The following is a 22,024-nucleotide window of genomic DNA, read 5'->3' as shown; positions in this document are numbered from 1 at the left end:
GCTATTTCAGCTTGCCGGTGGACAGATCCATGATCATGCGTGTGGTCAGATAAAGCCGCGGCACGATGCTGTTGAGCTGCACATATTCGGCATCGTTGGAATGCGCGCCGAACCCCGACAGGCCCATGCCTTCCACCACGGCTCCGCTGGTCTTGAGTGCGGCAAACGCCGCGTCGGTGCCGCCGCCGGTCGCCTTCTCGTCGACTTTGAGAGGCAGTCCGATCTCCTCATAGATCGTCTTGCCGTGGGCCGCGACTCGACGTGAGGCGTCGTTGGCCTCCAGCGGCGGACGGCGCACCTCGAATTTCAGCTCGACCTTGGACTCGGGCAGCAGGTGATTCTTGATCTTCTCCTGCAGTGTCTTCTCGAGCTCGTCGAAATCGGCGACCTTAAGTGCACGTGCGTCGGCCTGGGCCGTGGCCTCCGCGGGGATCACGTTGCGGTTGGTGCCGGCCTTGGAGACCGTCCAGTTCAGTTTCAGGCCCTGCTCTGGTTTGGACAGGTCCTTCATCTGCAGCAGCTGGTGGGAGAGTTCGTACAGCGCGTTGACGCCGCCCTCGGGCCGTGAGCCTGCATGCGACGACTTGCCCTGCACCGTGAGATAGGCCGAGCCGATGCCGCTGGTGGCCAGCCGCAGCGTGCCGTCGGTACCGCCGCCTTCAAAGGAGAACACCACATCCTGATCCGCAGCGAACCTGGTGATGGTGCTGCGCCAGCCCGGTGAGGAGATCTCCTCGTCGCCATTGGTGAGCACCGTGAGCGTGCCGTAGTCCCGGAAGCTCAGCTTCTGCAGCAACGCCACGGTATGAAGAATGAGCGCGACGCCCTGCTTGTCGTCGGCAATGCCGAGGCCGTAGGCCTTGTCGCCGTCGATGCGGAACGGTTGATCCTTCAGCATGCCCTTCAGGTACACGGTGTCCATGTGGGCGATCAGCATGATCTTCTTGCTGCCGGTGCCCTTGAATACGGCGTGTACGGCCGGGCCGATCTTCTCGGGTGTGTCGTCGAGGCGATAGACGTCGGTGGGTTCGAGGATCTCCACCGTGCCGCCGAGCTGCTTGAGCTGGCCGGCAACGCGCTGGGCGATCTGGTTCAGACCTTCGACATCCTTGCTGCCGGATTCGATGCTGACGAGATCGCGCAGCGTGTCGAGCAGCGGCTGCTGCTCTTTTTGCGCCAACGCATGGACGTCGGCCATGACATTCGCGCTCAGCTCAGCATGCGCCGGCATTGCCGCACATCCCAGCCAGAGCGACGCGATCAACGAACCAACGAGCGATGGAGCAGGGTAGGATCGCGACATGCGTGGCGGCCTTAGGTTGGGGGAATGGCGCGGTATGCCCGTGTTTCCGGCGCTTGTCACGTGCCCGGCGCGCCCGTCATGCCCGGCCGAGGCGGGCGTGATGGGAACGGCCAGGGCCGCGGCCGTCTAAGCCTAAAGTCGTAGGACCGGATGGCGCGGGAGCTGGGCATTTTCGTCCCTCACATCGTGAGGGATGGAAATCGGACGACACATGTTCCATGCTGGCCTCCAAGCCTCGGCAAGAAGGCCCATCGTCACAATCCATCAGGGTAGGACATCATGAAAAGACGAGATTTCATCAAGGTCACCGGGCTTGGTGCGGCGGGTGTCGCCACGCTCGCCGCTCCAGCGATCGCGCAGACGACGCCCGAGATCAAATGGCGCATGCCGACGAGCTGGCCGAAATCGCTCGACACGCTCTATGGCGGCGCCGAGATGATGGCCAAGATGGTCGCGGAAGCGACCGACAACAAATTCCAGATTCAGACATTTGCCGGCGGCGAGATCGTGCCGGGCCTTCAGGTGCTCGATGCCGTGCAGAACGGCACCTGCGAAATCGGCCACACCGCGTCTTATTATTATTTCGGCAAGGACCCGACCTTCACCTTCGGCTCGGCCGTGCCGTTCGGACCGAACATGCGCATCAACCAGGCCTGGTACATGCTGGGCGGCGGCAGGGAGATTCTCAACGAGTTCTACAAGAAGTACAACGTCGTCTCGCTGCTTGCCGGCAACACTGGCTGTCAGATGGGTGGCTGGTTCCGCAAGGAGGTCAAGACGCCTCAGGACTTCAGCGGGTTGAAATTCCGCATCGGCGGCTTCGCCGGCAAGGTGATGGCCAAGCTCGGCGCGGTGCCGCAGCAGATCGCCGGCGGCGACATTTATCCGGCGCTGGAGAAGGGCACCATCGACGCCGCGGAATGGGTCGGGCCCTATGACGACGAGAAGCTCGGCTTCGTGAAAGTCGCGCCGCATTATTACTTCCCGGGCTGGTGGGAAGGCGGGCCGATGCTTCTGGCCTTCGTCAACCAGGACAAGTGGAACGCGCTGCCGAAGCACTATCAGAGCATCCTCGAGCAGGCGGGGCACTACGCCAACAACTGGATGATGGCGAAGTATGACCAGTCCAATCCACCGGCGTTGCGGCGCCTGCTCGCAGCCGGCGCCAAGCTGCATCCGTTCTCGCCCGAGGTCATGCAAGCCTGCTTCAAGGCGGCAAAGGAGCTGCACACCGAAGTCTCGGCTACCAACGCGGACTTCAAGAAGGTCTACGAATCGCTGACCGCGTTCTCGAACAACGGATATCAGTGGTTCCAGGTCGCCGAAGTCGGCTATGACAACTTCATGGCGCGCAACTCGCAGAGCTGATCGCAGAGCGCACGATCGGCCCAAACGAAAAAACCCGGAGCTTTCGCTCCGGGTTCTTTTTTGCAGGCGGGCCGGGCGCTATTGCTTCGGCTGGCCGAAGTCGAGCGGCGGCAGATCGATCTGGGGAATATCGATCTTGATGCTGTTGGGATCGACGGTGGACTGCACGCCCTTGTAGTGCATCACCATCGACGGCAACATGATCACGAGCAGCACCATGATCATCTGGATGACGACGAACGGCACCGCACCCCAATAGATCTGTCCCGTCGTGACCGGCTCCATGCGTTTGCCGGTGACGCGATCGGTATAACGTTCCTTCGGCGCGACCGAGCGCAAATAGAACAGCGCAAATCCGAACGGCGGATGCATGAACGACGTCTGCATGTTGACGCCCAGGATGACGCCGAACCAGATCAGGTCGATGCCGAGATGCTCGGCAGCCGGCCCGAGCAGCGGGATCACGATGAAGGCGAGTTCGAAGAAGTCGAGGAAGAACGCCAGCACGAAGACGAAGGCGTTGACGAAGATCAGGAAGCCGATCTGGCCGCCGGGCAGGGAGGTCAGCAGGTGCTCGACCCAGACGTGGCCGCTGACGCCGTAGAAGGTGAGCGAGAACACGCGTGCCCCGACCAGGATGAAGACGACGAACGCGGACAGCTTCGCCGTCGATTCGGTAGCCTGACGGATCAGGTCCCAGGTCAGCCGCCGCTTCGCGGCTCCGAGAATGAGGGCGCCGGCTGCACCCATCGCACCGCCTTCGGTGGGCGTCGCGACACCGATGAAGATCGTGCCCAGCACCAGGAAGATCAGGAATAGCGGCGGCACCATTACGAAGGTGGTCTGTTGCGCCATCTTCGAGAGAAAGCGGTAGCCCGTCAGCTTGTCGAGGACCCAGTTCGCGATGGCGACGAAGAACGCGAAGAGGATGCCGAAGAACATGCTGAGCACGACGAAGTCGGCGCCGTGTGTCTCCGAATTCCGCATCATGAACCAGCCGAAGACGCAGCTCGCCAGGAACAGCACGCCGAGCGACTTGAGGCCGCGGTCGCCGCTCTCCTCGCGGAAGCCGATCGCCTCCTTGGGAAGACCAGGCGCCGCCTTCGGGAAAATCATGGTCACGAGGAACGCGTAACCCGCATAGAGGCCGGCGAGCACCAGGCCCGGAATGAACGCGCCCTCGTACATGTCGCCGACCGACTTGCCGAGCTGGTCGGCCATCACGATCAGGACGAGCGACGGCGGAATGATCTGCGCCAGCGTGCCGGAGGCCGCGATGATGCCGGTCGCCACGCGGCGGTCGTAGCCGTAGCGCAGCATGATCGGCAGCGAGATCAGGCCCATCGAGATCACCGAGGCCGCCACGACGCCGGTGGTCGCCGCAAGCAGCGCGCCGACGAACACCACCGCGTAGGCGAGGCCGCCACGGATGGTGCCGAACAACTGGCCGATGGTGTCGAGCAGATCCTCGGCCATGCCGGAGCGCTCGAGCACCAGTCCCATGAAGGTGAAGAAGGGAATGGCGAGCAGCGTGTCGTTGTTCATCACGCCGTAGACGCGCTCCGGCAGGGCCTGGAGAAAGTCCGGGTGAAATTGTCCGAGCTGAACGCCGATGATGGCGAAGAACAGGCCTACGGCGCCGAGCGAAAATGCCGCCGGATAGCCGAGCAGCAGCACGATCACGAGCGTCGCGAACATGATGGGCGCCAGATTGGCGATAATAAACGCGGTCATGACTTCCCCCTAAACCGTCGCCAACGGCTACTTCTTTTCGATCGCTTCGACGAGGTGCTCGACCTCGGCCTCCAGTGCGGACACCTGCGACTCGTGTGGGTCCGGGATCATGCCGCGCATGATCGCGATTCGCTTGATCAGCTCGGAGATGCCTTGAACGAGCAGGAGGGCGAAGCCGATCATGATCAGCGCTTTTGCCGGCCATTGTGGCAGGCCGCCCGCATTGCCGGATTGCTCGTTGATCTGGAGCGAGCGCAGGAAGAACGGTATTCCGGTCACGATCATGACAACGGTCAGCGGGATCAGGAAGAAGATGTGCCCGATGATGTCGATGATGTTGCGAGCCCGTTTCGGCATCATGCTATTGAAGATGTCGATCCGGATGTGCTCGTTGTCGAGCAGCGTCCAGGACGCGCATAGCAGGAACACGATGCTGAAAAGCACCCATTGCAGCTCGAGCCACGAGTTGGAGGACGTGTCCAATGTCTTTCGGATGATCGCATTCAGCGCCGAGATGACGACGGCGAGCAGGATCAGCCACGCCAGACGCTTGCCCGTCCAACGTGTGAACGCGTCAATTCCATTGCTCAGCTTCAGGAGCGCTTGCAAGATTGGTCCTCCCCGATTTGCCCCGGCCGTCTTGACTGCGCCGAGTGGGCGCGTTGGCTTGTCTCGCCGCGCAGGCATGAGGCTGCCGCACCAAACCAGCGAGCGTGCCGCCAGTCAATCGGAAGTTTGTTGATAGTTAAGGGGAATAAGCCGCGGCCGGCCAGCCGATGTTAGCCGCCAGTGACGCTCATGTGCCTGGAGACGCTGGGGCGGTCGTGGCGGCGGTCGATAATGAAATCGTGGCCCTTGGGCTTCAGCCCAATGGCGCGGTCGATCGCATCCGCAAGCAGCGAATCGTCGTCCGATGCACGCAGAGGTTTGCGCAAATCGGAGGCATCCTCGTGGCCGAGGCAGGTGTGCAACGTTCCCGTGCAAGTGACGCGCACGCGATTGCAGGATTCGCAGAAATTATGGGTCATCGGGGTGATGAAGCCGAGCTTGCCGCCGGTCTCGGCGACGCTGACATAGCGCGCCGGCCCCCCGGTGCTCTCGGCCAGATCGGTCAGCGTGAACTGCTGGGCAAGGCGCGCGCGCACCAGCGACAGCGGCAGATATTGGTCGATTCGTCCCGATCCGATCTCGCCCATCGGCATGACCTCGATCAGCGTCAGCCCCATGCCCTTGCCGTGGGCCCAGCGCATCAGGTCGGGAAGTTCATCCTCGTTGAGGTTCTTCAGCGCCACGGCGTTGATCTTGACCGCGAGGCCCGCGGCGCGTGCCGCCTCGACGCCTTCCAGCACCTTGTCGATCTCGCCCCAGCGGGTGATCTCGCGAAACTTTTGCGGGTCGAGCGTGTCGAGCGAGACGTTGATGCGGCGGACGCCGCAATCGGCGAGTTCGCTGGCATGTTTCGCAAGCTGGGTGCCGTTGGTGGTCAGCGTCAGCTCGCTCAGCGCGCCGCTCTTGAGGTGCCGCGACAGCGAGCGCACCAGCGTCATCACGTTACGGCGGACCAGCGGTTCGCCGCCGGTGAGCCGCAGCTTCTTCACACCCTTGGCAATGAAGGCCGAGCAGAGCCGATCGAGTTCCTCCAGCGTCAGCAGGTCCGCCTTGGGCAGGAACGTCATGTCTTCCGACATGCAGTAGAAGCAGCGCAGGTCGCAGCGGTCGGTGACGGAGACGCGCAAATACGAGATGGTCCGTCCGAACGGATCGGTCATCGTGCTCGACAGGGGGCTCGCGGAAAGTCCGTTCATACCAAATGCCTTGTCACTTGCGGCAACGCGAGCAGTTTTGCTTCAGCGGTGTCCTGGAAGCAATCTAAGCATCGAATGCGTCAGAGACAATTGGGGGATGACGGAGGTCAGCGCATGCCCGCGTTAGGATCGGGGAAAGGCGAGCCCGCAGCCGGTGCGGCAGCAGCCGGGGCGACCGCGGCCGCCGCCGGTTTCGGTTTCTTCGGGCGGTGCGGCTTGCGGACCGGTTTTGGCGGAACGGCCGGCTGGAGCTCCGCGAAAATCGGGTTGGGGTCGGTGGTGATCGAGGCGGGCGTGGTGAAGTCGCCGGGATTTCTGATGACATTCACCGGTACGCTCACCGGCTGGTATTTTGGCAGCGCGAAAGCGACCGTGAAGGGGGCGTCGGGAGCGGGAACCGCGACGGAGCAGGGCGTCTTGCAGCCGGCACCCAGTGAGGTCGTGGCGTCAGCACCCGGGGGATTGGATTCGAGCCGGACCTGCACGGTCGGCGGGGCCGATTTGAACATGTCCCAGGACGTCGAAGACATCGAGGAGCAGCCGGCAAGGGTCGCTGCTCCCAAGAGACTGACCCCAGCTAGCGCAATCGCAATGACACGACGCATGACCATCCACTTCTACTGCGACGAACCGCCACATCCCCGGACAAACTTAGGAGTGTCGTTCCGAACGAGCAACCGGCCGGCCGCACATCGTTAGTAGATGGTTAAAGCGGGATTCCGTGGAATAACTAAGCTATCTCAGCTACTTGAGACCTGCCTGCGCGGTCATCAGGCTGCTGGCGGCTGCCGGCAGGTCGCGCATGTGATGGATCAGCCGGTCCGGCTTCAACTCGGCAATCGGGACGTCCGTATAGCCGAAGCTGACCCCGATCACGGGAACTCCGGCGCGCCGGGCCACACCGACATCGGGTCCGGCGTCGCCGACCATGATGCTGGCTTTCACCTCGCCGCCGGCCCGCGCCACCGTTTCCCGGAAAATGGTCGGATCGGGCTTCTGGACGCCAAAAGTGTCAGCGCCGCAGATCGCGGCGAAGCGCCGGCTCAGGTCGAGCTGATCCAGCAGGCGCTTCGACAACCATTCCAGCTTGTTGGTGCAGACCGCAAGGCGATGGCCCTGGGCTGCAAAATGGTCGAGCGCGGCCTCCAGACCCTCGAAGGGCCGGGATTCGACGGCGATATTGTCGGCGTAATAGCCGATGAAATCGGCCGTCATCCGGTCCATGTCGGCCACCGTGACGCTGCGGCCCTCGGCCTCCAGCCCCCGCTCGATCAGCTTGCGGGCGCCGGCGCCGATCATGTTGCGGGCCGAGGCCATCGGCACGGGCGGCAGCCCTTCGCGGTCGAGCACGTAATTGAGCGCGGTGATCAGGTCGGGCGCGGTATCCACAAGCGTGCCGTCGAGATCGAAGACGATGGTGTGGGAGGGGGTCATGGTCCAGCGCTACCGGCCCGGCCCCGCCCGCGCAAGGGCCGAAGCCATAAGATCACCTTATAAGGTGGGTCCGGAGGCCTGTTCCCCCAGACCCTGTTCTCCGAGGGAAAACGAGGCTACACAGGCCGCCGCAAGCCTAACACTCGTAATTCAGGGACGGCGCAAACGTGAACATGGACCAGTTGAAGCGGCAGGCTGCGGCGCGCGCCCTCGAGGACGTCCGTGACGGCATGCAGCTCGGGCTCGGTACCGGCTCGACTGCAAAACATTTCGTCGAGCTGCTCGGCGAGCGGGTCCGCGCCGGACTGAAAGTGATCGGCGTGCCGACCTCCGAGGCGACGCGTCTCGATGCAATCCGCTGCGGCGTGCCGCTGACCACGCTGGATGAGATCGATCATCTCGACATCACCGTCGACGGCGCCGACGAGATCGATCCCGAACTCAATCTGATCAAGGGCGGCGGCGGCGCGCTGTTGCGCGAGAAAATCGTGGCGGCCGCCTCGGATCGCATGATCGTGATTGCCGACGACACCAAATGGGTGCCGACACTCGGCGGCTTTCCGCTGCCGGTCGAAGTCATCCCGTTCGGGCTCGGCGCAACGCGTCGCGCGATCGAGAAGGCGTTTGCGGAATGCGGCGTTTCCGGGCAGATGGCGGTCCGCAACGGCAAGGACGGCCACGTTTTCGTCACCGATGGCGGCCACTGGATCCTCGATGCCCAGCTCGAAAAGATTGAGGATCCCGCCCGCCTCGCCACGGCGTTGAGCGCGATCCCCGGCGTCGTCGAGCATGGTTTGTTCATCGGCTTGGCCAGCTCGGCTGTCTTGGCGGGTGGCGAGGGAATTCGCGTGATTGAACGGCGAAAGCCGAAAGGAGACTAGGAATGAAGAGCGTTTTGAAATTGTTGCCGGTCGCGACCCTCGCTGTGGGACTGGCCCTCTCGGTCGCCCCGGCCGGGGCCCAGCAGGCGGCTCCGCCGAAATCGTCGCCGACGGCCATCGCGGCCGCCAAGGAGATCCTCGCGATCAAGAACGCCAGTGCGATGTATGCCAACGCCGTGCCCGGCCTGGTCGATAAGACCAGGATCGCGCTGATCCAGCAGAACCTCAACTATCAGAAGGATCTCACCGAGGTCGCCGGGGTCGTCAACCAGCAGCTGGCAGGCCGCGAAAAGGAGATCGGAGAAGGCATGGCGCAGGTCTATGCCAGCGAGTTCACCGAGCAGGAGCTGAAGGATCTCGTCACCTTCTACAAGTCGCCGCTGGGCAAGAAGCTGATCGAAGCCGAGCCGCGCGCGATCGGGCTGAGCATGGCCTTCATGAACTCCTGGGCTCAGAACTTCTCCGAGACCGTGATGGGTGCCTTCCGCGCCGAGATGCGCAAGCGTGGCAAGGAGATCTGACAGTCCCTATCTGATCGGAATCCGGATCATGTTCTGAAAGAGGTCGGAGTGGACAATGGCTGAATTCGACGTCGACCTCTTTGTCATCGGTGGCGGTTCGGGCGGCGTGCGCGCCGCCCGCATCGCGGCCGGCTACGGCGCCCGCGTCATGATCGCGGAAGAGTACCGCATGGGCGGGACCTGCGTGATCCGCGGCTGTGTGCCGAAGAAGCTGTTCGTCATCGGCTCGCATTTCCGCCATGAGATCGAGGACGCCGCCGGCTTTGGCTGGACCGTTCCGTCTGCGACCTTCGACTGGCCGACGCTGATCGCCAACAAGGACAAGGAGATCGCGCGTCTGGAGGCGGCTTACACCGCCAATGTCGAGAAGTCGGGCGCGCAAATCGTCAAGAGCCGCGCGGTGATCGAGGACAAGCACACCGTCCGCCTGCTCGAGAACGACCGGAAGATCACTGCAAAATACATTTTGATCGCCACCGGCGGCGCGCCCAATCACGGCGCTCCGATTCCCGGCATCGAGCACGTGATCTCCTCCAACGAGGCGTTTCACCTGGCCAAGCTGCCGAAGCGGATCGTGATCCAGGGCGGCGGCTACATCGCGCTGGAGTTCGCCGGCATCTTCGCCGGCTTCGGCTCCGACGTCACAGTCATCTATCGCGGCGACAACATTCTTCGCGGCTTCGACGAGGATGTTCGCGCCCATGTCCGCGCCGAGATGGAGAAGCAGGGCATCACCATCCTGACCGGCTGCACGGTGACGAAGGTCGATCGGCACGGCGAGGAATTCACCACGCATCTGTCGAACGGATCGAGCCTTGCCTCCGACCAGGTGATGTTCGCGATCGGCCGCCATCCCGCGGTCGCCAATCTCGGCCTGGAGAAGGCCGGCGTCGCCATCAACCCGCGGAACGGCGGCATCGCGGTCGACCATTTCTCCAAGAGCTCGGTCGACAGCATCTACGCGATCGGCGACGTCACCCATCGCTTCAACCTGACGCCGGTCGCGATCCGCGAGGGCCATGCGTTCGCCGACAGCGTGTTCGGCAAGCGCGAGGTGCAGGTCGATCACGCCAACATCCCGACCGCCGTGTTCTCGCAGCCGGAGGTCGGCACCGTCGGCCTGACCGAGACGGAAGCCCGCGCGCAATTCAGCCATATCGACATTTACAAGACCACGTTCCGGCCCATCAAGGCGACGATGTCGGGCCGCGATACCCGCGTGCTGATGAAGCTCGTCGTCGATGGTTCAACCGACCGTGTGCTCGGCTGTCACATCGTCGGCGATGCCGCAGCCGAGATCACGCAGGCAGTCGCGATTGCGGTGAAGATGAAGGCGACCAAGGCCGATTTCGACGCGACGATCGCGCTGCATCCGACCGCGTCCGAAGAGCTCGTCACCATGCGCACCCCGACCGCCCGCCACGTCCGCCAAGCGGCGGAGTAACTCCGCTCAGCCGTACAGGTATCCGACCGGCTTGCCCTCGGTGCGCAGCGGACGGATGTCCTTCTGCGTGATGATCTGACCGGCGAGGCCGTCGATCTCGTCGCGTTGCGTCGGCGTCCAGCTGCGGAGGTCGTTCATGCCCTTGAGAAGGCCGAGCCGAAGGACCTGCGTGTTCTCACCAACACCGACGAGGCTTGTGGCGTTCTTGCCCGCCGTCACCACATCGCCGGCCGCGAGCTCAAAGGTCTCGCCAGTCTTGTTCCTGAATTCGGCCGTGCCGCGGATCACGCGGTAGATCACGACCTCGCCCTTGGCGAAACATGTGGTGTCCGCCGCTGACGACGTGCTCTTGGACAAGAGCGATTGGCCGCGCGGATCGGTTGCGATGATGTGGCCGGCGACGAGGTGACCGCTCGGAGCCTCGATCCCGATATCGCGCACGTAAACCGGCATGGCCGATTTGATCGGGCTGTCGGTGAGCGGCTTGAACAGCGCATCCAGCGCCAAGGGGTCCTGGAGCCAGAAGCCTGCATCGACCGGGCGATCATGCAGAGAGTGGCTCCATGCCACCCGCGGCGTCTCGGCTTCGTTGATCTGGTCCGGACCGACGATGGTCGGGTTTGGAAACGTCGTCGGGTCAGTGATGAAGGCTTCGAGGAATTTGCCCGAATAGCCCATCGAGATTGGATCCGGCACCACCGTCTGCGGCGTCTTCAGATTCTCTTCGGTCGACAGTCCCGACCAGGTGTAGAACAGCTGTCGGTGCACGATCGCGCTTTGCAGCATCACCGCGCCGGGGCCGACATTATAGAAGCGCCCGTCATAGTCGAACGTGAACGCGCCCGACGTGACCAGCACGAGCTGAAAGCCGCCCGGCGGCAGATGAAGATGGAAGTCGGTAGGGCCGGTGTCGGGCAGATAGATCGGCAGATTGGTCGCGACCTCGTGCAGCAGGAAGGTTTCGTTGTTGGCGTGGAAACCCTCGTTGGCGCGATTGTAGAGGGCCTGCGGCCGGTACGTTGCCTCGAACTTCGCATTCCGGTCGCGATCGATCGCCACGAACTCCTGATCGTTGAGGCGAAGGGGCGCGCCGTCCGGGCGGGTGAGGCCGGTGAATTTGAGATCGCCGGTGGCATGCACGTTCATGGCATTCTCCGATCTGGCCCGCTCACCCTGTCTCGGCGCACGCATCTTGCTGAGAGCAGGGGATCAGGCCTGATGCTGCCTTGCGAATTTTAGGCCAGTCGAGGCGGTGCGCGGCACGCAAGGCTTTGCGACTCGCCGCCACGCGATGAAAAATCGAGGTTGCACTTGAGGTTAGATGACACGCTTGACCAGCCTGCATGGCCATGTTCGCCCAGTCTGCAATCCTGGTGACGAGACGTGTCTTGTCTAATTTGGCGGCATTCTGGCGCGGATGCGCAGCTGCGCCGATCAGGAGAAGTCGGCGGCCGGGTGTCTGAAGCCGTTCATTCGAAAGCTCGACGGACGGTCCGCTCGGGCTTGCCGTACGGGCTGTCAGCCCACTTCGCCATGTCCACTGCACGCGCCTCGATGAGCTCGCACCAGAGGCAGCTGAGCTCCGCGCGCCCTTTGGCCGAGAGCATCGGAATGAGGCCATGGCCACAGCCAGCGCAACATTTGACGTGATTCATCGTTCTCTCCGCGACCTTACGCATTCAGGACCGACATTGTTGCTCGCGAAGCTTGCGCGGGCGCTATGAAGGCGCGGGAACGCCTGCGGCGGGGGTGCTCGTGCCCGAGATCGTCGCGTCTGCGATCCAGCGCGACACGGCGGCGATATCTTCCGCATTGTCGCGGAAGGCGCGAAGCTGGAATTCGGCCGAGCTGCCGCGTTCGACGATGGTGCGACAGTGTTCGACCTCGGCCATGCAGTTCAGCGCGGCGGCGTCTTCGGCGATGTGCTCGATCACACGGGAGAGCAGCTCGGAGATCTCGACCGGCCCGTCCTTGGAGGCAAAGATGCAATCGGTGCCGTAGCGCTGGGCGCGCCATTTGTTTTCCACCGCAATTGCGCGTTCGACCGCGGTGACCTCTTTCGAGAGATGAGGTCGCAGGTAGAGATAGCGGGTCAGGCAGCGATAGAGCGAGGCAATGGCAACGGCGTCGTCGACGAAGGTGCAGGTATCGGGCGCACGCAGCTCGAGGGTCGGGTGCTTCATCGAGGGGCGCATGGCCCACCAGATGTGACTTTCATCGGGGATCACGCCCGAGCGCTGCAACGCGCCGACATATTCGTCGTAATCCTGCCGGCTCTCGAATAATTCGGGCAGGCCAGTGCGCGGCAGCTCGGAATAGGCGGCGAGCCGATAGCCCTTCAGTCCGGTCTTGTGTGAATTCCAGAACGGGGAGGAGGCCGACAGGGCGATGAACAAGGGCAGATGCGGCAGCATCGCTCGCATCACCGCCATGCGCTTTTCGGGATCGGGCAACTGGACGTGCACGTGCATGCCGCACATCAGGTTGCGGTGGCCGATGCTGCGCAGATCCTCAATCATCTCCTCGTAGCGTGGCTTCGGGCTCGGCTGCGACATGCGCCAGACCGCGGTCGGGTGCGTGCCGCAGGCCATGATCACGAAGCCGTATTGTGCCGCGACGTTTGCGACTTCGCGACGCAGGAAGCGAAGCTCTTCGCGCGCGTCGGCGACGTCGACATGCACGTTGGTGGCGACCTCGAGCTGCGACTGTAACATCTCCCGCATCGCCTGGCCGCCTGTCGACCAATTCGCAGATTCGAATAGCTCATTGGGGGTCTGGATCGCGACCTCCAGGCTGCGGCGATCGGCGAGGAAGTATTCCTCCTCGATACCGAACGAATATTCCGCAGCCTTGCCGCGTCCGCCGGCCGAGCGAATGACGAGGTGCTGCCTGTCCTCGGAGGAATCAAGCCGCAGCAGTTTCAAGACGTCTGACGCCAATGTCATCGTGCCACCCGGCCAAGGTATTTACCCGCGGGCGATAATCCTTCTGGCAGGAGCGGGTTCCGCGTCGACCTCACTGGAAATTGCAAGATCGAACGGAACAATTTTCGCGCTCTCGGACGCACGTGCGACCAGCGCGTGATTCGCGGGCACTTCCGTCCAGTCTGTTTCCTTGTCGAACGGCTCGGAGACGACGATGACTTGGCCGCCAGCCTCGCGGAAATAGAGCGTGTTGGCGGCATCGTTGACCGCAACCCGGAAGGCATAGAGATCCCGGCCGTTGGCGATGGCGCTGGTGAAGCGTAGCCGCTCACGAAGCTCGCCTTCGTTGACGAGGCCGACGAGGGCTCGCAGCACGCGATGCGTTGCGCCGAGCGGATCGGCGTCGAGACCCGCGCCCATCATGGCGAGAAACACGGCTTCCGAATCGGTCGTGCCTGTCCGCGAGGGGTAGTAGGCATCGGGGATCAGCGCCTCGACCTTGCGCCGTAGGCGATTCCAGCTGCCGACGAAACCATTGTGCATGAACATCCACTGGCCGCAGGCAAAGGGATGGCAGTTCTGCCGCGTCACTGCCGTGCCGGTGGCGGCGCGCACATGGGCGAAGAACAGATGCGAGCGCAAATGGCGGCAGAGGTAGCGGAGATTTTCGTCCGACCAAGCGGGGCGTGTTTCACGATAAAGACCAGGCTCCGGATGCTCACCGTACCAGCCGAGACCAAAGCCGTCGCCATTCGAGCCCGCCGTCGACTGGAGCGAGCGGATGCTTTGCGCGATGAGCGAATGCTCGGGCTCGGTGACATAGGGCTCGAAGGACGTGGTCTCGCCCCGGTATGCGATCCAGCGGCACATAGGAATTCCGTCAGGAGATGCTTGCTGAAATGTATCAACGAACCTGACAGGACGATGGTTCCCGACAGCGAGTGTCGGAACCAAGTGGCTACTAAACCGGAACCGGAATCAATGGCGCAACCTCGCGATCACCAGCGTTCTCGCTCGCTGCGAGACCTTGCGCGACGCCGACACGGTCAGCCTCGGGACGGTTCTGGCTCATCTTGCGCTTGCCTTCGAACCGCACGACGGGAATCCGCACGCCGACGATTCCGCGCAGCTGAGTTGCGATGAAATCTTCGGGGGCATCGGTAACGGCCCACGGCTTTGCACGCGATCCTTCATGCCTATTCGTGAGCCGCGTCACGGCGTCGAGCAGGCGCTCGGGCTCCTGGAAGAATTCGACCGGGCCGTAGGCATGCACCGCGACGTAGTTCCAGGTCGGCACGACCTTTTCGGTTTCCTGCTTGGTCGCGTACCAGGACGGCGTCACATAGGCGTCGGGACCGCTGAAGATCGCCAGCGCATCTCCGATCGGCGGCAGTTTCCATTGCGGGTTGGCTTTCGCCACATGTCCGTACAGCACGCCATGTTCGCCTTCGCTCTCGTCGAGAAGCAGCGGCAGCGGCGTGGCGACGGGGCCTTCGCTGGTGGCCGTGACCAGGCTGGCGAGGCGGGCGCCGCGAATGGTCGCTCGGATGCTCTCGATGTCGTCCTTGAAGGCGGGAGGGATGTACATGTCTATCTCCGGTGTTGCTCTGGAGATAGCCGGAATCTGGCCTGTAAGAAACTGCCAGTTATCGTCTATTTGATCAGTCCAGTTTGGCGACGGCTTGTGCGAGAAGCCTGCAGCCGCGCTCGATCTGTGCCACCTCCAATGCCGAATAGCCCATGACGAGGCCGACCGTCTTCCGCGGTCGGCGAGGTCCGACGAACAGCGCAGAGACGGAATAGATGCCGACGCCCTTTGCATGGGCCGCCTTGATCAACGCGTCCTCTCGCTTCTGCGGCAGGTCGTCGAACCACGCCACGATGTGCAGGCCGGCGGCCGTGCCCTCGATCCGGACGCGGTCCCCGAACCTGCGGCGAAGCGCGTCGAGCAGCGCCCGCTGGCGTTCGGCGTTGCGCCGGCGCACGCGCCTGATGTGGCCGTCATAGGCGCCGCTTTCCAGCATCGACGCGAGAGCGTCCTGTTCGATCAGCGGCGTGTGCCGGTCCATGATCTGCTTGGCGGCGGCGATCAGGGATCGCAGGGCGGAGGGCACCACCAGAAAGCCGATCCGCAAGGTCGGCGAGAGCGTCTTGGAGACGGTGCCGAGATAGATCACATTGCCGCCGCCTTCCAGCGCGTGCAGCGGCGGGATCGGCTTGGTATCGTAGCGATACTCGCCGTCGTAATCGTCCTCGATCACGTAGGCGTCGTTTGCCCTGGCCCAGGCGAGCAATTGGTGCCGGCGGCCGATCGGCATGACGCCGCCGAGCGGATATTGGTGCGACGGCGTGACATAGGCGAGGCGGGCTTCGACGCCATCGAGCCGCGCTGTCTCCAGTCCGTCCACGTCGACGGGAATCGGGATCGCCTCGGCGCCCGTTGCTGCGAAAGTATGCCGCGCCATCTGGTAGCCGGGATCCTCCATCACGAAGCGGTCGCCGGCATCGAGCAGCAGGCGCGCGCAGATGTCGAGGCCCTGCTGCGAGCCGTTCACGACCACGATCTGATCGACCTCGCAGCGGACGCTACGCGACCGCCACAGATAGCCTTGAAGCGCGGTCCGCAGCCGCAGCGCTCCGCAGGGATCGTCATAGGCCAGCCGTTCGGGCTTGCGCGCCATCGCAGCGGTCACGGCCTTTTTCCATGCCAGTACCGGGAAATCCGACGGCGCGAGCTCGCCATAGCGGAAGTTCGCGACGAGCCCGCGCGGCGGCTCAGACCAGCGCGGCGGGTCTTGAAGCAACCGGCTCCCGAAGGCCGACAGCCGCACCTTCCGCGCCGACGGCCGCGACACTACGCGCGTGCGTCCTCGCTCGACGACGGCGCGAGCCACACGCGGTCGCGCGCCATGGCGTGTCTCGATGAAGCCTTCGGCGGCGAGCTGTTCGTAGGCGATCGTGACGGTCGAGCGCGCCACGCCCATCTCACCGGCCAGCGCGCGGGAGGACGGCAGCACCCCGTCGATCCCATACACCCTCGCCAGGATCTGATCTCTCAAAGCCTCGTAGATCTGGCGCGCGCCCATGCGGTCGGGATTGGTCTTCATCTGGATCATCCACATTCCGAACCGGCATTCGCCCGGGCGGACGATGTCGGAATGTGGTTCTAATCCCGTTCGCCGAGAGTTTCGACGTAAGCCTTGCCGTAGGGATGAAAATGCTCCCTGCGGCCCTGGTCCCACAGTGCCCTGAGGCCGGGCGCCGCGATGTCCCAATCCGGCCGGCACTTCATGCCGACTGCCCTGAGGTCCTGGCGGAGCTCTTCGACGGTTGGACGGCCGAAGAACCAGTAGCCGTTGTAGATCTTGTGAATGACGAGGCCGGGCTCGAGCACGATCACGTGCGGAATCATCGGATTATGGACGGGGTCGGTGTATTCGGCGATGTCGAGATCCTTCTGAACGAGGCGCCGCGAATCCGAGAGAAAGGGCCAGTGCGCTCCGACGCCGCTGCGATATTCGCTGGTCTGGGTGATGTTGTCGGTCGTGATCGTGACCATCCGGCAATAGCCCACCTCCATCTCGCGATGGAGTTGCAGCAAGCCTTCGGCCTGGCGACGATCCTTGGGACAAAATCCGCCGCGGCCGAGCACGAGCACCATTGGATCGCCCGCCTGCAGTTCGGAGAGCTTCCGGTGCTTGCCGGTGTGGTCGCTGAGTTCGTAATCCGGGAAGGTTACTCCCGGCATCATGTCAGGTCGCATTGCGCTCTCCCACTTTTACAGATCAACCACGACGTCGTTTCGGGGTCGTGAGCAGCAGATCAGGACATTGCCGTCCGCCGGCGGATCGAGCGGATCCGGCGCATAGTCAACCGTCCCCGCGATCAACCCGCTCTCGCAATTGTGGCAGACGCCGGTCCGGCACGACCAGCGCACGGGGACGTCGCACGCCTCGGCCAATTCCAGCAGGCTGGCATAGGATGGTCCCCAGCGGACATTGAGGCCACTCCGGGCGAACGAAACCATCGGGCCGGGGCCGGGGGCACCGATCGGCGGGTGCGCCCGCTTCTGCGGGGAGGACGCTATGCCGGGCGTCAAGGACGGTCCGGCGCCGAACAATTCGGTGTGGATGCGATCCGGTGCGACGCCCAACGTGGTGAGGCCAGCTTTCAGATCGTTCATGAAACCTGCCGGTCCGCACAGATAGAAATCGCCGTCACGCGGCACGCTCAGGGTCTGGAGCAGGCGTGCGTCGAGATGTCCGGCTGTGTCGAACGCCACATTGAGACGATCGTCCGGGTCAGGCGCGCTGTAGCAGACGTGGCTATGGTGACGAGAGAGCCCACCTAGCAATTCGCGCGCCTCGGCGGCGAACGCATGTTCGCGGCCATTGCGAGCGCCGTGCAGCCACCACACGTCCCGCGTCGTCGCTTCGGCGGCGAGCGCGTGAAGCATTGCGAGCAAAGGGGTGACGCCGATGCCGGCGCTCAACAGGATGACGGGGCGTGCATCTTGCCGGAGCGTGAAACTGCCGCGTGGCGCACCTAGTTGCACGGCAGCGCCGGCCAGCAGCTCGTCGGCAATGTAACGGCTGGCGGCGCCGTGAACTTCGCGCTTGATGCTGACGCGATAGGACGCGGCATCGGCGCCGCCCGACAGCGAATAGCTGCGTGTCATCGCCTGCGCACCGGAGGGCTCGAGCTTGATGACGACGAATTGACCGGGCAGGGCGGCCGCCACGGGATGTCCGTCGGCGGGTTCGAGGATCAGCGACGTCACGTTGCCGCTTTCGGCGATCTTTCGCGCCACGCGAAAGGAGCGGAATCCGCGCCAGGCCGGAGCTGGGCTCGCCGCCGGCCCAAGCCCGGCGTTTCCCGCGGTCTTGTTGTCCTTCTGCTGCTCGAGCAGCGCCTCGAAAGAACGGCGCCAGCCGCGGCTCAGCGCGGGAATCCGCAGCGCGCGCTCCAGGCGTTCGCGCGGATGAGGCGGCAGGTAAAGCAGCGCATTGATCTCGAACACGCTCATGCGCTCGGGTCCCACAGCGATCTGTGTGATCTCGTCACCGGCTTCGACGTCGCCTTCCTCGATCACACGGAAATAGAATCCGGGCCGCCCGTGCCTGACGAGCAGCGCGGCCATGTCCGGCTCGTCCATGCGAATGCCGAGACGGTAGCAGGTGACGCGCGGCTGCGTCACTTCGAACACCGCGGAGCCGATCCTGTAGCGGTCTCCGATGCACACGTTGGTGTCGGCGAGGCCCTCGACCGTAAAGTTCTCGCCGAACTGGCCATGAACGAGGTTCGATCGACCCAGATGCTCCTGCCAGTACCGGTAGGATTCATCCTGATAGACGAATACGGCACGATGTTCGCCGCCATGACCGGCCGTATCGCCCTGGCCGTCGCCATCGATGTTGAGCCGGCGCACCCTGCGCGGGCCTGTGACCTGTGCCTTCCAGATGCCGGTGTGGACGGTCCGACCCTGCCAAGCGACGTCGCGCGGCAGGCCGACATTGACCGAAAGCAGACGTGCCATTGCGTGTTCCCGATCTGGCTGCGCGGTTCTGCCGTCATCATTGCATCGGATGGGGTTTTTGGCTCGTTAGTCGTTGTTAGACGTTGCGAGCAAGCCTTGCCACCGGCGGCGCTGAGGCCAATTTGAAATGCGTAACGTAAACGCAGTCGGTACAACGGGAGATCACGATGGATGATCAGGGCAAGCTGGCCGCGCTCCAGCGCCATTGGGATGCTTCGGATGCGAACGATTTCGAGGCCGAGCACGACATCTATCGCGAGGACGCGGTGCTCGACTATCCGCAGTCCGGCGAGCGCATCCGCGGTCGCAGGAAGATTCAAGAGAGCCGGTTCGTGCAGCCGAACAAGAAGCGCTTCACGGTTCGGCGGATCGTCGGCAGTAACGATCTCTGGGTGAGCGAATTCGTGCTGACCTATGACGGGGTGCCGTCTTACGTCGTGAGTATCATGGAATTCCGCGACGACCTCGTGGCGCACGAGACGCAATATTTCGGCGACAGGTTCGAGCCGTCGCCCTCGCGGGCGCATCTTGTCGAGCAGGTGGGGTAGGCTGAGTGCTCCGCACTCCGCTGTCATCGCCCGCGCAGGCGGGGAATCCAGTACGCTGCGGCTTCTCGACAAACTACGGACGTCTCGGAGTACTGGATCGCCCGCCTGCGCGGGCGATGACAGTAAAGGACATGATCGCAGGTGCGGAGCGCGCAGAACTGCTTAGCCAATGTGGAAACACGGAACCCGATGCGGCGGCTGGTCGCAGTCGCGTCGTCTTGATTCCGACAGCCCCATCTTTATGTGTGAAACGAACAAGAATCCGGGCCCCTCTGGCGAGGAAGTCGACGCTGTCGGCAAAACCTCGTGATGTCGGATGACCTGTCCCGCGCGAATGCGATGGATCGGCCGATCGTCGGGCCTTCTTGAGAGTCTCTCCGACCGAATCGTCCCCATCGCAGCTCCGTGCGGTCTTTCGCAAGATAAGGGAGCAACGATGTCCGACGCCAAGCATTCAAATCCGATCGAAATCGAGATCACCGAGCCATCCAGCCTGAACGAGCAGGCTGCGGTGGCACTGGTGATCGTCGGCGCGCTGGTTGCCGTCGCCGACCGGCAAGTTTCGCCGGTCGAACGCGACGAGGTCGTCCGGTTCATCCGGGATCGCAAGCTGGCGCCGCATATCTCGGACGACCGGCTCTACGCGATGTTCGACGAGCTTGCTGAACGACTCGAGGAGCCGGATTTCGCCAATGTGGTGATCGAGAATTTGCGTCCGGTTTCAGACCTGCCGCTGTCGGCTCATTTGATGGAACTGTCGGAGCGCGTCGCGGCCGCGGACGAGGACGTGCATCCCCACGAAGTGCAGGCGATCAAGCTGTTGCGCCTGCTGACGCTGGTGCTGCCGCGCGCAAAGCAGGTGACGCCGGGTGCAGTGCGCGCCGAACACCGCATCGCCGCCGAGGAGTAAGCATGAGCGTAGTTTCGGACGAGGATAAGACAGGGACTGCGGGCGCTAGCGGCCAGATGGCTGGCGGCGACCCGCGCCTCGACAAGCTTGTCCGTCGCCTGCCGCCGCGCATGGGCGACACCGTCACCTATCTGCTCAAGCCATCCAGCCGCTGGGTGAGAATCCCTTCGGGTGCGCTGCTGATTGTCGGCGGCGTGCTCTCCTTCCTGCCGGTGCTCGGCGTCTGGATGCTACCGCTCGGCCTCGCTTTGCTCGCGGAAGACGTGCCCGCGCTGCGCTCCGGGCGCGCCAAGGTTCTGGATTGGGTCGAGCGGAAGAAGCCGCACTGGCTCGATCCGTCCGCACCGAAAAATGACCAATCATGACTGAATTCATCACCACCGAAGCGCTGACCGCGCTGCTTCAGGTCGTCCTGATCGACCTCGTGCTCGCCGGCGACAACGCCGTCATCATCGGCCTTGCCGCAGCCGGCCTCCCGGCCGAGCAGCGCCGGCGCGCCATCGTCGTCGGCATCATCGCCGCCACCGCCCTGCGCATCGTCTTTGCCGGCGTCGCGACCCAGCTTCTGCAAGTGATCGGGCTATTGCTCGCCGGCGGCGTGCTGCTGCTCTGGGTGTGCTGGAAGATGTGGCGGGAGCTGCGCGAGCAGTCCGCGCATGCGAACGAGCTCGCGTTCAGCCATGGCGGCAGCAGCGCTGCGCCTGCGTCCCGAAAGACCTTCAGGCAGGCGGCGGTGCAGATCGTCGCCGCCGACGTCTCGATGTCGCTCGACAACGTGCTCGCGGTCGCGGGCGCTGCGCGCGAGCATCCCTACATCCTCGCTTTCGGCCTGCTATTGTCGGTCGCGTTGATGGGCGTCGCCGCCGATTTGCTCGGCCGCGTGCTCCAGAAGCAGCGCTGGATCGGCTATGTCGGCCTCGCCATCATCGTTTACGTCGCCTTCGAGATGATCTATCGCGGATCGCTCGAGCTCGCGCCTGTGATCGCGAGTCTCTGAGGCAACGCGCCTGTCCATCATCCGGAGTGATCAATGACGTCCGAACCCAAAGCACCTTCGGCGGATTCCGTGCCGGCGCCGCAAATCGGCCCGTTTGCCCAACTCATCTTTGGCTCGCGCTGGCTGCAGGTTCCGCTTTATGTCGGCCTCATCGTCGCGCAGGCCGTCTATGTGCTGCTGTTCCTGAAGGAGCTCTGGCACCTGGTCGTGCACTCGTTCGACGCCAGCGAGCAGCAGATCATGCTGGTCGTGCTCGGGCTGATCGACGTCGTGATGATCTCGAACCTGCTGGTGATGGTGATCGTCGGCGGTTACGAGACCTTCGTCTCGCGCCTGAACCTCAGCGGTCATCCGGACGAGCCGGAATGGCTCAGCCACGTCAATGCCAGCGTGCTCAAGATCAAGCTTGCGATGGCGATCATCGGCATCTCCTCGATCTCGCTGCTCAGGACCTTCATCGAGGCGGGCAATCTCGGCACGACGCGGAGCAATTTCACCGAGAGCGGCGTGATGTGGCAGGTGCTGATCCACCTGACCTTCATCATCTCCGCGATCGGCATCGCCTGGGTCGACCGCCTCGGCGATAGCGGCCAGCGCAAGGGAGCCGGCCACGGCTGAG

22 protein-coding genes are annotated in these 22,024 nt (G+C 63.6%); 9 read left to right on the top strand and 13 right to left on the bottom strand.

What is annotated here, in order from left to right; all coding sequences use genetic code 11:
- Position 1: 1 nt before the first annotated feature.
- Complete coding sequence (locus tag BcanWU425_RS24845; RefSeq protein WP_085385596.1) at positions 2 to 1,303, bottom strand: M20/M25/M40 family metallo-hydrolase; 1,302 nt, start codon at positions 1,301 to 1,303, stop codon at positions 2 to 4.
- 279 nt (positions 1,304 to 1,582) lie between these two features.
- On the opposite strand from BcanWU425_RS24845, the gene BcanWU425_RS24840 reads away from it, so the two are divergent.
- A complete protein-coding gene (locus BcanWU425_RS24840; RefSeq protein ID WP_085352726.1) occupies positions 1,583 to 2,671 on the top strand; it encodes a TRAP transporter substrate-binding protein in 1,089 nt (362 codons plus the stop codon).
- 78 nt (positions 2,672 to 2,749) lie between these two features.
- Here the strand turns inward: BcanWU425_RS24840 and BcanWU425_RS24835 are convergent, their stop codons facing one another.
- The 5 genes from BcanWU425_RS24835 to BcanWU425_RS24815 form a co-directional block, all read right to left on the bottom strand.
- Entirely contained in the window at positions 2,750 to 4,405 is a 1,656-nt protein-coding gene (locus BcanWU425_RS24835; protein WP_204510890.1) for a TRAP transporter large permease, read from the bottom strand.
- Positions 4,406 to 4,432: 27 nt separating this feature from the next.
- A complete protein-coding gene (locus tag BcanWU425_RS24830; protein ID WP_018459380.1) occupies positions 4,433 to 5,014 on the bottom strand; it encodes a TRAP transporter small permease subunit in 582 nt (193 codons plus the stop codon).
- Positions 5,015 to 5,184: 170 nt separating this feature from the next.
- A complete protein-coding gene (moaA, locus tag BcanWU425_RS24825; RefSeq protein WP_085352728.1) occupies positions 5,185 to 6,210 on the bottom strand; it encodes a GTP 3',8-cyclase MoaA in 1,026 nt (341 codons plus the stop codon).
- A 107-nt stretch (positions 6,211 to 6,317) separates the two neighbouring features.
- The gene (locus tag BcanWU425_RS24820) at positions 6,318 to 6,815 is read right to left on the bottom strand and encodes a hypothetical protein (protein ID WP_204510891.1); all 498 of its coding nucleotides are present in this window, start codon (positions 6,813 to 6,815) and stop codon (positions 6,318 to 6,320) included.
- 139 nt (positions 6,816 to 6,954) lie between these two features.
- Entirely contained in the window at positions 6,955 to 7,644 is a 690-nt protein-coding gene (locus tag BcanWU425_RS24815; RefSeq protein ID WP_018459377.1) for an HAD-IA family hydrolase, read from the bottom strand.
- A 167-nt stretch (positions 7,645 to 7,811) separates the two neighbouring features.
- Here BcanWU425_RS24815 and rpiA point away from each other — a divergent pair, with 167 nt between their 5' ends.
- Genes rpiA through gor form a run of 3 tightly spaced genes read left to right on the top strand, consistent with a single transcriptional unit; the run spans position 7,812 to position 10,490 of the window.
- A complete protein-coding gene (rpiA, locus tag BcanWU425_RS24810) occupies positions 7,812 to 8,525 on the top strand; it encodes a ribose-5-phosphate isomerase RpiA (protein ID WP_085352729.1) in 714 nt (237 codons plus the stop codon).
- 2 nt (positions 8,526 to 8,527) lie between these two features.
- Positions 8,528 to 9,046 carry a DUF2059 domain-containing protein gene (locus BcanWU425_RS24805; protein ID WP_085352730.1) on the top strand — a complete coding sequence of 173 codons (519 nt, stop codon included), beginning with the start codon at positions 8,528 to 8,530 and terminating at the stop codon, positions 9,044 to 9,046.
- 55 nt (positions 9,047 to 9,101) lie between these two features.
- Complete coding sequence (gor, locus tag BcanWU425_RS24800) at positions 9,102 to 10,490, top strand: glutathione-disulfide reductase (protein WP_018459374.1); 1,389 nt, start codon at positions 9,102 to 9,104, stop codon at positions 10,488 to 10,490.
- A gap of 6 nt (positions 10,491 to 10,496) precedes the next feature.
- Here the strand turns inward: gor and BcanWU425_RS24795 are convergent, their stop codons facing one another.
- The 7 genes from BcanWU425_RS24795 to BcanWU425_RS24765 all read right to left on the bottom strand — a co-directional run bounded on the left by BcanWU425_RS24795 (position 10,497) and on the right by BcanWU425_RS24765 (position 18,950).
- Entirely contained in the window at positions 10,497 to 11,636 is a 1,140-nt protein-coding gene (locus BcanWU425_RS24795; RefSeq protein WP_018459373.1) for a hypothetical protein, read from the bottom strand.
- A gap of 572 nt (positions 11,637 to 12,208) precedes the next feature.
- The gene (locus BcanWU425_RS24790; RefSeq protein WP_143275438.1) at positions 12,209 to 13,435 is read right to left on the bottom strand and encodes a carboxylate-amine ligase; all 1,227 of its coding nucleotides are present in this window, start codon (positions 13,433 to 13,435) and stop codon (positions 12,209 to 12,211) included.
- A gap of 21 nt (positions 13,436 to 13,456) precedes the next feature.
- A complete protein-coding gene (locus tag BcanWU425_RS24785; protein ID WP_018459370.1) occupies positions 13,457 to 14,284 on the bottom strand; it encodes a class II glutamine amidotransferase in 828 nt (275 codons plus the stop codon).
- A gap of 91 nt (positions 14,285 to 14,375) precedes the next feature.
- Complete coding sequence (locus tag BcanWU425_RS24780) at positions 14,376 to 15,002, bottom strand: FMN-binding negative transcriptional regulator (protein ID WP_018459369.1); 627 nt, start codon at positions 15,000 to 15,002, stop codon at positions 14,376 to 14,378.
- Positions 15,003 to 15,075: 73 nt separating this feature from the next.
- Complete coding sequence (pdxR, locus tag BcanWU425_RS24775; RefSeq protein WP_204510892.1) at positions 15,076 to 16,530, bottom strand: MocR-like pyridoxine biosynthesis transcription factor PdxR; 1,455 nt, start codon at positions 16,528 to 16,530, stop codon at positions 15,076 to 15,078.
- A 50-nt stretch (positions 16,531 to 16,580) separates the two neighbouring features.
- Complete coding sequence (locus BcanWU425_RS24770; protein WP_026233787.1) at positions 16,581 to 17,177, bottom strand: redoxin domain-containing protein; 597 nt, start codon at positions 17,175 to 17,177, stop codon at positions 16,581 to 16,583.
- 15 nt (positions 17,178 to 17,192) lie between these two features.
- The gene (locus BcanWU425_RS24765; protein ID WP_204510893.1) at positions 17,193 to 18,950 is read right to left on the bottom strand and encodes an MOSC and FAD-binding oxidoreductase domain-containing protein; all 1,758 of its coding nucleotides are present in this window, start codon (positions 18,948 to 18,950) and stop codon (positions 17,193 to 17,195) included.
- A 167-nt stretch (positions 18,951 to 19,117) separates the two neighbouring features.
- Here BcanWU425_RS24765 and BcanWU425_RS24760 point away from each other — a divergent pair, with 167 nt between their 5' ends.
- The 5 genes from BcanWU425_RS24760 to BcanWU425_RS24740 all read left to right on the top strand — a co-directional run bounded on the left by BcanWU425_RS24760 (position 19,118) and on the right by BcanWU425_RS24740 (position 22,023).
- The gene (locus BcanWU425_RS24760; RefSeq protein ID WP_204510894.1) at positions 19,118 to 19,498 is read left to right on the top strand and encodes a nuclear transport factor 2 family protein; all 381 of its coding nucleotides are present in this window, start codon (positions 19,118 to 19,120) and stop codon (positions 19,496 to 19,498) included.
- Positions 19,499 to 19,934: 436 nt separating this feature from the next.
- Positions 19,935 to 20,408, top strand: a complete 474-nt coding sequence (locus BcanWU425_RS24755) for a tellurite resistance TerB family protein (RefSeq protein ID WP_085352736.1) — start codon at positions 19,935 to 19,937, stop codon at positions 20,406 to 20,408.
- Between the two features lie 2 nt (positions 20,409 to 20,410).
- Positions 20,411 to 20,773, top strand: a complete 363-nt coding sequence (locus BcanWU425_RS24750) for a hypothetical protein (RefSeq protein WP_026233786.1) — start codon at positions 20,411 to 20,413, stop codon at positions 20,771 to 20,773.
- Positions 20,770 to 21,405 (top strand): TerC family protein, encoded by a 636-nt coding sequence (locus BcanWU425_RS24745; RefSeq protein ID WP_204510895.1) that lies wholly within the window; start codon positions 20,770 to 20,772, stop codon positions 21,403 to 21,405. Before BcanWU425_RS24750 ends, BcanWU425_RS24745 begins: the two co-directional genes overlap by 4 nt.
- A gap of 33 nt (positions 21,406 to 21,438) precedes the next feature.
- Entirely contained in the window at positions 21,439 to 22,023 is a 585-nt protein-coding gene (locus BcanWU425_RS24740; protein ID WP_018459361.1) for a TIGR00645 family protein, read from the top strand.
- Position 22,024: the final 1 nt, after the last annotated feature.

The organism is Bradyrhizobium sp. WU425 (assembly GCF_021052305.1).
Taxonomy (GTDB): domain Bacteria; phylum Pseudomonadota; class Alphaproteobacteria; order Rhizobiales; family Xanthobacteraceae; genus Bradyrhizobium; species Bradyrhizobium canariense_D.
Note: the sequence above shows the minus strand (reverse complement) of the source record. Positions and strands in the feature narration are given on the sequence as shown.